Origin of the sequence: Psychrobacter sp. UBA6766, from assembly GCF_002453355.1 — a bacterium.
Lineage (GTDB): Bacteria > Pseudomonadota > Gammaproteobacteria > Pseudomonadales > Moraxellaceae > Psychrobacter.
In genome coordinates, this window is sequence record NZ_DKGQ01000057.1 from 38,011 (window position 1) to 51,692 (window position 13,682).

General features: G+C 42.0%; 13 protein-coding genes. 4 read left to right on the top strand and 9 right to left on the bottom strand.

Annotation, left to right across the window (positions count from 1 at the left end):
• The first annotated feature begins 12 nt into the window (after nt 1-12).
• Nucleotides 13-1,152 (top strand): regulatory protein RecX, encoded by a 1,140-nt coding sequence (locus tag B4K26_RS12305; RefSeq protein WP_296245818.1) that lies wholly within the window; start codon nt 13-15, stop codon nt 1,150-1,152.
• A 72-nt stretch (nt 1,153-1,224) separates the two neighbouring features.
• Here B4K26_RS12305 and B4K26_RS12310 read toward each other — a convergent pair whose 3' ends face one another.
• From B4K26_RS12310 to B4K26_RS12340, 7 genes are all read right to left on the bottom strand, one after another.
• Nucleotides 1,225-2,682, bottom strand: a complete 1,458-nt coding sequence (locus B4K26_RS12310) for an anion permease (RefSeq protein ID WP_296245819.1) — start codon at nt 2,680-2,682, stop codon at nt 1,225-1,227.
• 330 nt (nt 2,683-3,012) lie between these two features.
• The gene (locus tag B4K26_RS12315; RefSeq protein WP_296245820.1) at nt 3,013-3,744 is read right to left on the bottom strand and encodes a YidB family protein; all 732 of its coding nucleotides are present in this window, start codon (nt 3,742-3,744) and stop codon (nt 3,013-3,015) included.
• 288 nt (nt 3,745-4,032) lie between these two features.
• Entirely contained in the window at nt 4,033-4,491 is a 459-nt protein-coding gene (locus B4K26_RS12320) for a hypothetical protein (protein WP_296245821.1), read from the bottom strand.
• Nucleotides 4,492-4,572: 81 nt separating this feature from the next.
• On the bottom strand, nt 4,573-4,890 hold the full coding sequence (locus B4K26_RS12325; RefSeq protein WP_296245822.1) for a succinate dehydrogenase assembly factor 2: 318 nt from the start codon (nt 4,888-4,890) through the stop codon (nt 4,573-4,575).
• 106 nt (nt 4,891-4,996) lie between these two features.
• On the bottom strand, nt 4,997-5,902 hold the full coding sequence (folP, locus tag B4K26_RS12330; protein ID WP_296245823.1) for a dihydropteroate synthase: 906 nt from the start codon (nt 5,900-5,902) through the stop codon (nt 4,997-4,999).
• Nucleotides 5,903-6,094: 192 nt separating this feature from the next.
• On the bottom strand, nt 6,095-7,990 hold the full coding sequence (gene ftsH, locus B4K26_RS12335; protein WP_296245824.1) for an ATP-dependent zinc metalloprotease FtsH: 1,896 nt from the start codon (nt 7,988-7,990) through the stop codon (nt 6,095-6,097).
• Between the two features lie 450 nt (nt 7,991-8,440).
• Complete coding sequence (locus tag B4K26_RS12340) at nt 8,441-9,073, bottom strand: RlmE family RNA methyltransferase (RefSeq protein ID WP_296245825.1); 633 nt, start codon at nt 9,071-9,073, stop codon at nt 8,441-8,443.
• Nucleotides 9,074-9,440: 367 nt separating this feature from the next.
• Here B4K26_RS12340 and B4K26_RS12345 point away from each other — a divergent pair, with 367 nt between their 5' ends.
• Together B4K26_RS12345 and B4K26_RS12350 are read left to right on the top strand one after the other, a co-directional pair.
• The gene (locus B4K26_RS12345) at nt 9,441-9,752 is read left to right on the top strand and encodes a YhbY family RNA-binding protein (RefSeq protein WP_296245826.1); all 312 of its coding nucleotides are present in this window, start codon (nt 9,441-9,443) and stop codon (nt 9,750-9,752) included.
• Between the two features lie 187 nt (nt 9,753-9,939).
• Nucleotides 9,940-10,776: a hypothetical protein gene (locus tag B4K26_RS12350; protein ID WP_296245827.1), complete on the top strand. Its 837-nt coding sequence runs from the start codon at nt 9,940-9,942 to the stop codon at nt 10,774-10,776.
• 158 nt (nt 10,777-10,934) lie between these two features.
• Here B4K26_RS12350 and B4K26_RS12355 read toward each other — a convergent pair whose 3' ends face one another.
• Nucleotides 10,935-11,660: a CHAP domain-containing protein gene (locus B4K26_RS12355; RefSeq protein ID WP_296245828.1), complete on the bottom strand. Its 726-nt coding sequence runs from the start codon at nt 11,658-11,660 to the stop codon at nt 10,935-10,937.
• Between the two features lie 164 nt (nt 11,661-11,824).
• On the opposite strand from B4K26_RS12355, the gene B4K26_RS12360 reads away from it, so the two are divergent.
• Nucleotides 11,825-12,340: a hypothetical protein gene (locus B4K26_RS12360; protein ID WP_296245829.1), complete on the top strand. Its 516-nt coding sequence runs from the start codon at nt 11,825-11,827 to the stop codon at nt 12,338-12,340.
• A 298-nt stretch (nt 12,341-12,638) separates the two neighbouring features.
• Here B4K26_RS12360 and lpxC read toward each other — a convergent pair whose 3' ends face one another.
• Complete coding sequence (gene lpxC, locus B4K26_RS12365) at nt 12,639-13,556, bottom strand: UDP-3-O-acyl-N-acetylglucosamine deacetylase (protein ID WP_296245830.1); 918 nt, start codon at nt 13,554-13,556, stop codon at nt 12,639-12,641.
• Nucleotides 13,557-13,682: the final 126 nt, after the last annotated feature.

Consider the following 13,682-nt stretch of genomic DNA (forward strand, 5'->3'; position numbering starts at 1 on the left):
ATATGATTTATTATGAAAATTAAAACCTTAGCTGAAATACTCGCTGAATCGGAAGCCGATTCAGCGAGTACTATTAATGCCAAATCCAAAAAAACCTCTAAGCCTTCTTATCATTCAAAATCTACTCAACATTCCTATAAAGATGAGTCCAAAAAACCCAGTAAAACGCGTAAACGCGCGACTTATGCAAAGAAAGAATCCCCTCTTTTACACGACGATGCGATAACAGATACAGAATCGATTGAGTCATCCGCTTTTTATACCAAAAAACCTTCTGAAAGCAAAAAACGTCAAAAACGTTTTCACCCAGCGGCTAACTTTAGCCCTGAGCCTAACGACGTGCCTGCTTACCAGCCCCCAGAAGCACATGGCATCAAACAGCTGCTTGCCGAGGTTAAGCATCATATCCATGGTGATGAGAATAATAATGCTAATGATGTTAGCGCTGAGCAATATTCTAAAAGCTCGGAAAATATAGAAAATATATCTTCGATTGGTTCCAATAATGATAACGTTGATAGTGAATTAAACAATCAAGCCGACCGCCAGACCGATAACCTACCCGCCGCTCTTAAAGCCTATCTGCGCACGCCTGAACAACGACAAGCGGATATTGATGCTGTTAAAGTAGAAAGCCGGCTGCGCTGGTTGGCATTTTATTATTTATCACGCCGTGAATATGGCAAAGCTGAGCTCAAACAGAAACTTATCGACAAAGAACAAGACCTAGACAAAATCGACGCCCTACTCGATGAGTTTGCCGAAAAAGGCTATCAAAGCGACTACCGCACCACACTTATGCTGATAAGAGAAAACATCCGCAAAGGTCGCGGTCGTGCTCGTATTAAGCAGGAGTTTTATCATAAAAAGCTCACCATACCCACTAATATTGATGAGCTGATTGACATGGCCAATACAGAATCTGAGGAGTTTAGTGAGTTTGTCGATGAGAGCGCGGATAATTTGGTTGATGGCGTCGATTGGTTAAAATTGGCCGTCACCGCCCGTACCAAAAAATACGGCGATGACATCCCGACTGAGCAAAAAGACAAAGCGAAGCAGCTGCGTTTTTTACAATATCGCGGCTTTAATACCGATGTCTGCTTTGCGGCATTAAATTATACTTTAGATACCTTGGATGAGCGCTTTTAATCAATCTGAACAATTGCGTCAATTATTAACCATATCGTATCGCCAATCGCTTTATTAATAATAACCAAGCAGTTAATAGTAACCGAGCAGCTTCCACCAAATCAGACCGGCGCCTATCCATACCACCAGATTGACCACACTCATGACGGCTCCAATACTCCACCATTCTCCTAGCGTCACATACCCTGAGTTAAAAATTACGGGTGCGGTGCCAGTGGCATAATGGGTTAGCGTCATCATGATATTGCCTGCTGCTGCTAGAATAAGCGCGTATAACATCGGCGGCGCGCCTAAGCTTAACCCTACTGCATAAAACGCGGCAAACAGGGCGGTAATATGAGCGGTGGTACTGGCAAAAAAGTAATGAATATACAAATAAACCAATGTTAAAATCACCACAGCCCCAATCCAGCCAACGCCTACCGCTCCAATCATCGATTCGATATTGCTTGAGAACCAACTAACTAAACCCAATTTATTAAGGTAAGCAGCCATCATAATCAGGGCACCAAACCATACAATGGTGTCCCATGCTGATTTTTCTTTAAGCACATCATCCCAAGTCAATACGCCAGTTAGTATGAGTGTCGTCAAACCAATAAAAGCAGTGGTTGTCGCATCCACACTTAGCTGCTCACCAAAAATCAGAGCAGGAATATTAGCCCACAATAGTAGCATCAAGGCAAAGACGCCCAACATGATTTTTTCTTGTGTGCTCACCTGACCCATCTCGGTTAGATTGTCTTTGGCAAACTTTTTCGCATCAGGTGTGACTTTGACATCAGGCGGATAAATCAGATAAATTACCAATGGCATCAATAATAAACAGAGCATCCCCGGTACAAACATTGCAACTGCCCAAGTCGTCCATGACAGTTGAATCTCACTTCCCGTTGCTTTATTGACCAAATCTACCACTAAAGGGTTTGGAGCCGTAGCGGTAACAAACATACCGGATGTAATTGGATTGGCGTGATAATTAACCATCGCTAAATAACGGCCGATTTTGTTTTGCGTGCCTTCTTCTGGTGTCGAATGGAAACTTTGCGCAATCGACTTCATGATTGGGTGAATAATCCCGCCACCACGAGCGGTATTAGAGGGAGTAATAGGCGCTATCATCAGCTCCGCTGCGGTCAACGAATACGCAACACCGACGGTTTTTTTACCAAAAACTGAGATAAAGTAATAAGCGATACGTCGACCCAAACCGGTTTTTATGAGGCCTCGCGATATCATCACCGCAACACCAATCAGCCAAATAAGAGGACTCGAATAGCTTGATAACGCATCAGCAATGGCTTGTTTGGGACTCTCACTAGTCACACCAGTCAGCGCTACCAAGGTGACGGCGATAATAGCAATCGCGCCGATGGGTAAGACTTTACCGATAATGGCCACAATCGTGGCGATAAATAACGCCAGCATGTGCCATGCTTCTGGTGTCACTCCAGTCGGTACAGGAATGATAAACCAAATGATCAAACCCATGAGAATGGCAATCGCTGCTTGGATAGGCTTAAATGGCATGAGTGATATATCCTTATAAAATATTTATACCTTTATATCGCTGATCACTTTTTATGACGCTGTCTTTTGAGAAAAACTGACTCAAATAAATCAAAGCTATGAAGCCGTCCTAAATAAATTATACAGTTATCATAATTTATTTAAATCTCATTGATGCCTTTATTCACGGTTTTTAACATATCTATATTCTTATAGCTTAAATAAAATAAAGAGTGATGAACCTAGCTTATACTCTCAATTCGAACGGCAATACTTTTAATAAACCAAATAAAAAAAGAGCACAATTATATGCCCTCTTTTTTTATTAAAAAGTTAAAAAAGCTAGCTATCCTACTTTAACGCTCCTAAACGACTTGATAACTGACTGATGATTTGATCAATCTCTGCATTGGCTTCAGGTTCATTCTCTAAATTGCCATTCGGCGTCAATTGATTCATCACTTCAGGGAGTAGCTCAGCGAGACCTTGGCGTACCTCTCTCTCATTTGCACCCGTATGCGACGCTACCTGCTGAATCTCATTTTCATCGAATAAACGGGCAATTTCATTGGGGTCCAAGTTATCATTGACTTCTTGATTGCTCATCCAAGAACGCACTTGGTTTTCATAGCCCATTCCAGTGATTTTTGACAAAGCACCACTTAAGCCGCCATTACGTTTAATCCAGTTCAGCACCATCGGCACAAGGGCAGCGATAAGCATTCCTTTACCGCCAAATCCCGCGCGCGAAGTCCGACCGCCCATCGCCTGCCCGCTCAATACGCTACCTAAAATATCGCCAAGTCCGCCCGCGCCTGAACTCATGCCACCGCGCTGGTTTGCCCCCGTAAGCCCGCCTATGATGTCATCTAAACCAAAACTATTATCTGCTGAGCGGCGCTCATACTGCTGTGGATTATAGCCACTCGGTTGGTTGCCGCCGCCTAACACACTGCCCAATATATCCCCTAACCCGCCTGTACGGCGTGGATTTATTCGCTGGTTGACCGGATTGCGATTTGCGTCCTCTGGGTCCATTGCACTACGCGCTACTTGACTGACTAAATTCCCTAATAAGCTCATGATACTTTCCTTTTTATTATAAAAATTTATTGTCAAATACCTCATTTGCATCACTTACCTAAATAACCATCTATTACCGATATGGTAAATCAGCATTTGATAAGACAAATAAGTTTTTGACTCTTATCGTTAATATAACAAATCTCTTATTGGCCAAGATAGACGTTTTGTTATGGCATGTAGCTGCTCGTTAGTGATTAAAAAGGATGGATAAACGCATATAAGGAATTGTGTATGATGAAAGGAACTGTTTTTTATCAATTCAGTCTTTATTTGTGCGGTCTTTATTTAGGCAGTTTTGGGAGAGATTGTATGGGCTAAAATCGTAAATTTTCGCCATTGTTCCGCACTAACTTGATCACGAAACACCGTAACGGATAAATGGCGCTGATAAGGCTCTATGATAATAAACTTAAAACATATCACCCAATGATAGTTGCTGACCGCCTCAAGCTCAGACTGCCAAAGTGTATCGCCGCGACTGGTCCGCATCAGGAGTTGCCAACGTTGATAGACGCTCTTATCCAACGGCGGTTGGCTTATATGCAGTAGAATCGGTCGCGACAGCGCTAAGTAGCTAACGACGGCGACGCTAATAATAAGTACTAATACATACTGCCATAACGCCAATGAGGCAAGCCCTGCCAATACCAGCATCGCCGTTGCTAAAGCCATATAAAATATCAAACGTATTCGGCTTTCAGGATTGATAGGTGTGTCGATACGTAACGAGGTTGGCGATGTCATAATCGGGTCTCAAGCAGGAATTTATTTCTACATTCGGAACTTATACGTCAAAGGCTTATATTTTTAAAAAAGCTTAGAGGGTTACATTGAGCTTTTACTATGACGCCATGACTTAATTTTATTGACCAAATTCCAAATCGCTTCATTTTCTGGACGACTTTGATTAGTAAAATAATCCAACAAATCAGGATCTTCATGGGTGAGCATTTCGGCGAAAGTCGCTTGTTCAATAGGATCAGCGGTTAAATATAGCTCTTTAATATAGGGGTCAATATAAAAATCTAATTCTTTTAAGCCACGACGTGCTTGATAAATGATGCGGCGCTGCTCGTTAGTTGGCTCTGGTTGATAGCTTGGCTCTGGCTGACTGTTTGGCTCTAACTGATTGCTAGTTGTCATAAAAGTATTCTCATAGGTTTAAACGCTATTTAAATAAGCATTTAGATAAATAAAGGTAAATCGGTTACAAATTTCATCCCATTTATACAACGGTTTGAAACAAGAATTAGCTTTGATTATACGCTGATAATTGCTGCCATAACGCCACGGCTTGCTCCATCATAGCAACATTGTGGGTACGGATAATACTAGCACCCTGCTGTAGCGCAAAAAGGCCCGCCGCCGTTCCTACCGCATCACGCTCTATAGCCTGAGTAGTGGCAACAGCTTCCACGCCACTTTTATTCAGTACTTCAGCCAAAAAACGCTTACGTGAAATGCCAAACATTATTGGCAACCCTAGAGTTTGCAAGCGTTCAAGCTGACTTAATAACGCGCAATGATGCTCATAGTTTTTTGCAAAACCAAACCCTGGATCGATAATAATTTTTTCACGTTTGACCCCAAGACTGGTTACCTCATCGATACGAGCGGTCAGCTCGGCACAGACGTCTTTAATCACATCATCATACTGAGCAAGGCTACTCATCGTTGTCGGCTCACCGCGCATGTGCATCAGCATGACAGGAATATCAAGCTTGGCTGCCATTGCTGCCGCGCCCTCACGCTTAAGCGCACGAACATCATTCCAAATATCAGCCCCTGCTTCAAAAGCTGCCTGCATAACAATAGGATTACTGGTATCAATGGACAACCAAATATCACTGCCTATCTTACCTAATTGCTGACGAATCGCTTTTACAACGGGGATAACACGCTGCACTTCTTCGTCGGTTGACACAGCAGCGGCATTGGGTCTAGTAGATTCACCGCCAATATCGATAATGGTTGCGCCAGCGGCTATCATGTCTTCAGCATGAGCAAGAGCGCTGGCAATTGCATTAAACTGCCCGCCATCAGAAAATGAATCTGGTGTGACATTTAAAATACCCATAATGTGCGGCTGCGATAAATCCAATATTTTATCGCGGCTCGTCACTTCATGATTAGGTAAAGGTTGGAATAATGACATAACTTATCCATTATAAATTAATTTCTAAAAAATCGTTTTAATTGTGTTGCTACTGTTTAAGATACAACTACCTATAATAGCAGCAAACCTTACCCTGTCCTAAAACCTTGAGCAAATGATAATCACAAAAAAGCCCTTTATGGAAAAGGGCTTTTTTTATCAACTATTAATTAGACTGTAACAGACGAGGAACTACATCGCTGGTAATGGCGGCGGGGTTGAATTCGTCGGTTTAATATCATTTTTCGATAAGTTTACTTCATTATGCTGATAAACTCTTGGCGGACGTGGTTCTTCACCTGCCAAGATATCTTGCAATTGATCACGGTCAATGGTTTCCCACTTCATCAATGCATCTACCATCGCATGGATTTTCTCTTGATTGCCTTCAATCAACTCGCGAGCGATATCATACTGCTCCTCTAGCATGCGGCGCACTTCTTCATCGACTTTTTGTTGCGTCGCTTCCGAAATCGTCCGACCACCACCGCCAAAGTAACCCTGCGAGCTATCGTCATCTTCATAGACCATAATACCTAGCGCATCTGACATACCGTACTTAGTGACCATTGCTCGAGCCATTTTGGTTGCACGTTCAAAGTCATTAGAGGCACCCGTTGACATCTGATTGATAAAGACTTCTTCAGCAATACGGCCACCAAATAGTATTGCAATATCATTGAGCATTTTTGATTTATACATGCTTGTCTGATCGTGTTCTGGCAACTGCCAAGTAACCCCAAGCGCAAACCCACGTGGCATAATCGTCACTTTATGAACAGGATCTGTTCCCGGTAGCAATTCAGCGACCAGCGCATGTCCTGACTCATGATAAGCAGTGGCACGGCGTTCTTCTTCACGGATGACCATAGATTTCCGCTCAGGACCCATATATAGCTTGTCTTTAGCGTCTTCAAAGTCATTCATATCAACGCTGCGCTTGTTACGGCGGGCAGCAAATAATGCGGCTTCGTTCACAAGGTTTGCTAGCTGTGCACCACTGAAACCGGGTGTACCACGTGCCAACGCATGAGCATCGACACCGATAGTATTGGGTAATTTACGCAAATGCACTTTGAGAATTTGTTCGCGGCCTTTGATATCTGGCAAGCCAACTTGTACCTGACGGTCAAAACGGCCCGGACGCAATAACGCTTTATCAAGGACATCTGCGCGGTTAGTCGCCGCAATGACAATGACGCCTTCGTTGCCTTCAAAACCATCCATCTCGACCAATAGTTGGTTCAGCGTTTGTTCACGCTCATCATTACCGCCGCCCATACCAGAGCCACGATGACGACCGACCGCATCAATCTCATCGATAAAGATGATACAAGGCGCACTTTTCTTTGCTTGCTCGAACATGTCACGCACACGTGATGCACCAACACCAACAAACATCTCAACAAAGTCAGAACCTGAAATCGAAAAGAACGGTACTTTAGCTTCACCAGCAATGGCTCTTGCCAATAGCGTTTTACCCGTACCTGGAGGACCCACCATCAAGATACCGCGTGGAATAGTTGCCCCAAGCTTGGTAAATTTATCAGGATCACGTAAGAATTCTACGACTTCGACGACCTCTTCTTTGGCTTCTTCACACCCCGCAACGTCATCAAAGTTAACCTTAATTTGGTCTTCGGTCAGCATTTTGGCTTTTGATTTACCAAAGCTCATCGGTCCGCCGCCTTTGCCGCCAGCTCCGCCCTGCATATTACGCATAAAGAATAAAAACAGACCAATAATCAATAAAATTGGGAAACTGGCTATTAGTAGCTGCATCAAAACACTTTGACGCTTAGGCGCGGTGCCTTGTACTTCAACTTGGTTTTCGCGCAAGAGTGGCATCAGCTGCTCATCAGCCACAGCTGGTCGAATGGTCTCAAATGATGAACCATTTTTCTTTTCGCCGGTGATTTGCTCGCCGTCGATTTCAACACTGGCTACTTGGTTTTCTGACACGGCGGTCACAAACTCCGAGTAGTTAAGGCTATCTGGCTCAGATGATTTGTCAAAGCCGCTAAACACCAGCACTAAAACACCGATCACCACCAGCCACAATAAGGTATTTTTTACCATGTCGCTCACTAGTTATTCCCATCCCTTACTTATTGGTGTGTTTATTAAACACGTGACGTCTATATATAAACGTATGGCTCACTATTCAATGTCTGGTTGCAAATTATTATATTTACTTAGATTTAGTGACTCTAAAAAAATAAGTAAAATCATAAATAGGCAGACCAACATAAATAACTGAGCTGTTAAGGCGTTTACTTTCAGACGACTTTGCTTAAAACATAGGCTTGATACATAGATGTAAAAATATAGATTTAAAACAAAGTTAATATATCATGATATGTGGTGCTCACCTGAATAATTCAAGCAGCAATCACATTTATTCAGTTAACTGATTGTAGTGATTTTACGCTAATTCATCAGGCCCTTTATTGTGACTTTTTATCATTTATTGTCACATAAAATATTAGCGCAACTGATTGACGTTAAACCCTTTTTATTAAATAGTTTAAATACCTGTTATTTAATAGCAATCCAAAACATCTCTTTTGAGCGTGGTCGTGAAGCGCCAGGTTTAATACTACGAATTTTACTAAAATCCGCCTGCATCTGCTTGCGTAATTCTTGCGTGCCCTCACCCTGAAACACTTTCATAATAAGCGCGCCACCTTCTGGTAAGGTTGCCAGCGCGAAATCGACCGCCAACTCGCATAAGTACATCATGCGCGGCTGATCGATGGCACTGTTGCCGGCAGTATTGGGGGCCATATCAGATAACACCACATCGACCTGTTTGTCGCCAACTTCCGTCATGATTTGATCAAACACTTCTGCCTCACGAAAATCGCCCTGAATAAAAGTAACATCAGGCAAGGTATCCATTGGCAAAATATCAGAGGCAATTAAAACGCCTTTTTCACCAACCAATTTGCTAGCAACTTGCGACCAACTACCAGGCGCGCTACCTAAATCAACGACAGTCATGCCTTTTTTAATCAGATTGGTCTTTTCATTAATCTCAAGTAATTTGTAAGCAGCACGCGCACGGTAGCCGTCTTTTTGGGCTTTTTTCACATAAGGATCGTCAATATGCTCCTGCATCCAAGCACTGCTGCTTTTTGACAATTTTTTATTTTCAATACGCGTGACCAATATACTGCTCCTATCGCTTTGTAAAACACACTTTGCTAAATATAGTTAACGGCTTATAAAGTGATTGTCTATAACATGATTATGTCAGGGCGCTCAAAGTCTAAGCGCTCAAATTCTTTAAATCGCTTAGCAATAAAGTCCTTAATGCACGCTTTAACTTCGAACAGTTAAATTCTCTTGGTGAAAACACTGCTTTATAAATCTGTAGCGTTTATAATGTTCGCATACTTTCAGTTTAACATTTTCATCACGTAAAATCGTGCAAAATCCTGCTGATCTCATGCAAGGTGACCACAGATTATCTATAATGGTCATTATCTGCTCTTAATAGCACTCTCTTTTATTTTTATCAACCTCTAGGAATTGTATGCAACTCGATAACGCTACCATTAAACGCCTAAAAGGCATTGGTCACGACCTTAAACCGATTGTTATGATTGGCAATAAAGGTATTACCCCAAGCATCACTGAAGAGATTGATCGCGCTTTGACGGATCATGAACTCATCAAAGTAAAACTACCAGCAGGTACGAAAGAAGAACGCGATATTATCGGCGCTGAGCTGGCAGCAGCGGCTAACGCGTCTTTGGTACACTCAATTGGTCGTATGGCGCTGTTATTGCGTCAAAACCCAAATGCCAATCCTAAACTGTCAAATCTTGCTCGTCATGCGCAGTAAGTCATTCTTTTCAGCTTAGTTTCTGTTTTTACCCTATCTGATAAAAGCCGCGCTACACTTTGCTCGCGGCTTTTGTTTTATAACTTTTTTGTTCTACAACCTACCCTAAAATAAGTGGATATCTTGAGAGTTTTGATAAATAGATTCCTGATAAATAAAGCCTTGATAAATAGAGCGCTACCAAATTATGAGTCAAATTTTTAATTTATGCTTAGCAGCTGATACGTTAGCCGCTGATGCCCAGAAGCTTGGCGTCACCATAGATACCTTACAAAGCATTCAAGTAGAGGTAACCACCACTCTGCTACAAACAGCCCAAATAACCCAAACAGCGCAGCAGTCAGAGTGGCAATTACAGCTCAGTTATCGAATAATGCTGCCGATTAAAACACTAGCAGCGCAATTAAATTGGCTAACATGGCAAACGAGCAATGTAGGCTTTGTAGATTATTTATGGGAGCAGACTTGCCTTGAGTGCTTTTTAGCAGGCAGTTTGATCACTAGCGCCGTTTCGATACATAGCGCTGATGTTGATAAAACAGCGCCTTATATTGAAATTAACGCCAGTCCTGATGGTCGTTATGCACTTTATCAGTTTGCCAATTATCGTAGTCCTGCCACACTGCCACCAACGCCGCTTTTACAAACTAATGGACAAACGCGCGCGTCGATTAATTGGATTGCTAATAGAGAGAATGCCAGTACAGAGCAAAAGTCCTCGTTAATGCTGGTTGGGCCTTTCAAGAACTTCTTCGCACCTAGAACCGCTGCTGCTAACACTTATCATTACGAGCGCCGCTTTAATTTATCGTTAAGCCAACTGTCTCACACAAAGACTGATATCGATAATAATGTCATTGACTACATTCACCCTTGCGTGATTTTAAGCTTTACTACGACGTTTGGTACAACGGCGTTATATTTCGCGCCCAAACACGCCTCTCCGCCCGACTTTCATAATCAGCATTACTGGTCCTTGTTTGATAAACAAGCCGCCATGATTAAACCCTTTTATAGCTCCTAATCTGATGTAGTCCTTAATCTCATTTACTCCTAAAACCCTTGCTTTAAAGCATAAAAAAACCAGTAATCTCATAAAGAGCATTACTGGGTTCGGAGAAAACACTTAATTTGAAAAATGGCGATAATTGCTTATTGAAAGAACTGCCTAATAGTTAGCTATTATTCAGCCATTGCAAGGTAGATGCCACGATTTGACGCATCGTCAACATATTTAGAATCACGCCAGGTTGTATAATTGTATACGCCACTGTATGGGCTAATGCTGCTCTGACGGAAATCTGAAACCCAATTATTACCATCAAATATTTGAATATGGCCATGTGGGTGCTTCGAGCTGCGATCATAAACCACAACATCGCCTACTTGTGGCTGCGTATTATTACTAATCTTAGCAAAGCCAGCTTGGGCTAGCGTACCACGAGAGGCATACTGATAGGCTGAAGGGTTAGGCGTAAATTCGTAACCTGCTGATTGTAATGCTTTACGGACGTAACGAGCACAGTAACCCGTGCTGCTTGAGCGCGCGACGCGTGAGGCATTGGCCGCGGCAATCGCAGGAGCAGAATAACGATCTGGTACTGAGTTTGCTTGCTGCTGACGCTGCTCATAAGATAAGCGGCTGGTTAGCGAGGCAAGCTGGTATTCTTTTTGTTTCGCATGAGCACTAAGGCTATCAATTGCTTGACTGATTTCATCATTGCTAGAGACATAGGCACCGCTATTGGTACTATAGATATTGCGACTCGAACCGTAGTTCGCAGAAGTAGAAATATTTGTGATGGTATGACTCAAGGTATTATTCGGTTGAAAGGTTGTTTCGACAGCACCACTCGTTTGTGCTATACCCATTCCCAATACTGACAAAATTAATAAAGCTTGTTTCATAAATTTACTACCTATTGTAAATACAGGATTGCTTGCCGTCCGTGACAAAGCATGAATTAATTTAGGGAAGATGATCATGAAATAAACATGATAAAATCCGTAGTACAAAAGCTCGCTGTTTATGATGAATATCGATTTTGTCACCTATAAGATGAGTGTTTACGATGTCAAAAAAACAACCTAACCGCCTTGCTAAACTGATTGATCATCAAGCTTTTGCCGGTAGCGCACTACCCCAAACTCTTGCTGACAATATGCGTTTATATCTACAAGCAACGACCGAGGTAAAAGAGCTTTTGGTAGATTGTCTACCTGAGGAAATCCTCAATAACTGCTGGGTCGTGGGCTTAACCCCTGAGCAACTTATACTCAGTGTGGGCTCGATGACCGCTGCCAATCATATTCGCTATTTACAGAACGCCTATTTGCAGGTATTAACGGAGCAGTCGATTACATTTAAACAACTCAAGCAAATTCGCGTCGTAGTGGCCAATACTCTCGCTCATAATAATTATTCTAAATCATCAAAAGCGTTGTCAGCGACCTTATCAAAGGCTCACAAAGCCAATGAAAATCAGGCCCTTAGCCAAAACACAAAGCGGACTATATCACAGGCTGCAGAGCATGTCACCACTGATAAAAATCTCAAAAACGCACTTCTGCGCCTGCTCAATCAATAAAAACCATCGGTTTGGGTTGTAAAGTTATGTAACTCAGACCCATGATTTACCCTCTTCAAGCTGCGTTTTTGTAATTCCATAAACAAAAAAAATCATCTGTCGGTGCCATTCACATAGTGAACCTCACTGACAGATGATTTTATTATTTCCTGCATCTTTTGTTTTATCGATGCTAGAAGATAGTTTTGCTAAAATAGTAAAGATAATATCCATTTACACGAATATTATTTAGTACTGCTTATAATCAACTTATGTAATATTACGTAAATGTTTCGATACTTCGTGTATATTCCTGTATTCATCCTTCAACTGTTATAGGATTCAAAGGTAAATATTCGATAGGACAGCTTACATTGTCATCAAAAGTTACAATTTCAAAGTTATTAGGGTCGGATAATATCTCACGTACCAACATATTGTTTAATGCATGACCAGATTTATAAGCATTGAAACGACCTAAAATCGGATAGCCAATCAGATATAAATCACCCAAAGCGTCTAAGATTTTATGACGAACAAATTCATCATGAAAGCGCAGTCCTTCTTCATTAAGAATACTAACATCATCAATGACGATGGCATTGTCCATACTGCCGCCTAGCGCTAAATTATTTTGACGCAAAGCTTCAATATCACGCAAAAAGCCAAAAGTTCGCGCTGAGCTTAACTGTTCGATAAAATTTTGTGTTGAAAACTGCAACTGTGCATGCTGGAAATCTTTATTAATAGCAGGATGGTCAAAATCTATCTCAAAGTTTAATTCAAAGCCGTCATAAGGACGCAGCTCTGCCCATTTATCGTCAACTTTGACGCGTACGGGGCGCACAATTTTAATAAAGCGCTTTAAAGCTTCTTGTTCACAAAATCCTGCTTGCAGTAGCAAACCAACAAACGGCGCTGCGCTACCGTCCATAATCGGTATTTCTGACGCTGACACGCGGATTAAGAGATTATCAACCCCAAGTCCCGCTATAGCACTAAGCAAATGCTCGACCGTGCCCACGCGTGTACCACCAAATACCAGATTTGATGACATCATAGTATCTTGTACCAAAAAGGCACTAGCAGGAATGGGTTCGCTACCTGCTATATCAGAACGCTCAAAAATAATCCCAGTATTAATGGGTTGCGGATGAAACTCTAAGTCAACAGGTTGACCACTATGAAGACCAGTACCTGTAACGGCTATTGCTGTTTTTATGGTTCGTTGGTTCATGGCTGTCTTCTCACATATTTTGTTACAATTGATATAGTGTAGCATTACCCGCCCCCAGTTCGCTAGCGCTAAAAAGCGTTAATTTGCTTATCCTTTTGATTGATAACACTTATCGTCATTATTTTA

Coding starts and splice junctions, on each gene's coding strand:
- B4K26_RS12360 (WP_296245829.1), top strand. CDS start 11,825: ATGTCAAAAAAACAACCTAACCGCCTTGCTAAACTGATTGATCATCAA.
- B4K26_RS12345 (WP_296245826.1), top strand. CDS start 9,441: ATGCAACTCGATAACGCTACCATTAAACGCCTAAAAGGCATTGGTCAC.
- B4K26_RS12325 (WP_296245822.1), bottom strand. CDS start 4,890: ATGACAACTAGCAATCAGTTAGAGCCAAACAGTCAGCCAGAGCCAAGC.
- lpxC (WP_296245830.1), bottom strand. CDS start 13,556: ATGAACCAACGAACCATAAAAACAGCAATAGCCGTTACAGGTACTGGT.
- B4K26_RS12350 (WP_296245827.1), top strand. CDS start 9,940: ATGAGTCAAATTTTTAATTTATGCTTAGCAGCTGATACGTTAGCCGCT.
- B4K26_RS12310 (WP_296245819.1), bottom strand. CDS start 2,682: ATGCCATTTAAGCCTATCCAAGCAGCGATTGCCATTCTCATGGGTTTG.
- folP (WP_296245823.1), bottom strand. CDS start 5,902: ATGTCATTATTCCAACCTTTACCTAATCATGAAGTGACGAGCCGCGAT.
- B4K26_RS12305 (WP_296245818.1), top strand. CDS start 13: ATGAAAATTAAAACCTTAGCTGAAATACTCGCTGAATCGGAAGCCGAT.
- B4K26_RS12315 (WP_296245820.1), bottom strand. CDS start 3,744: ATGAGCTTATTAGGGAATTTAGTCAGTCAAGTAGCGCGTAGTGCAATG.
- B4K26_RS12320 (WP_296245821.1), bottom strand. CDS start 4,491: ATGACATCGCCAACCTCGTTACGTATCGACACACCTATCAATCCTGAA.
- B4K26_RS12355 (WP_296245828.1), bottom strand. CDS start 11,660: ATGAAACAAGCTTTATTAATTTTGTCAGTATTGGGAATGGGTATAGCA.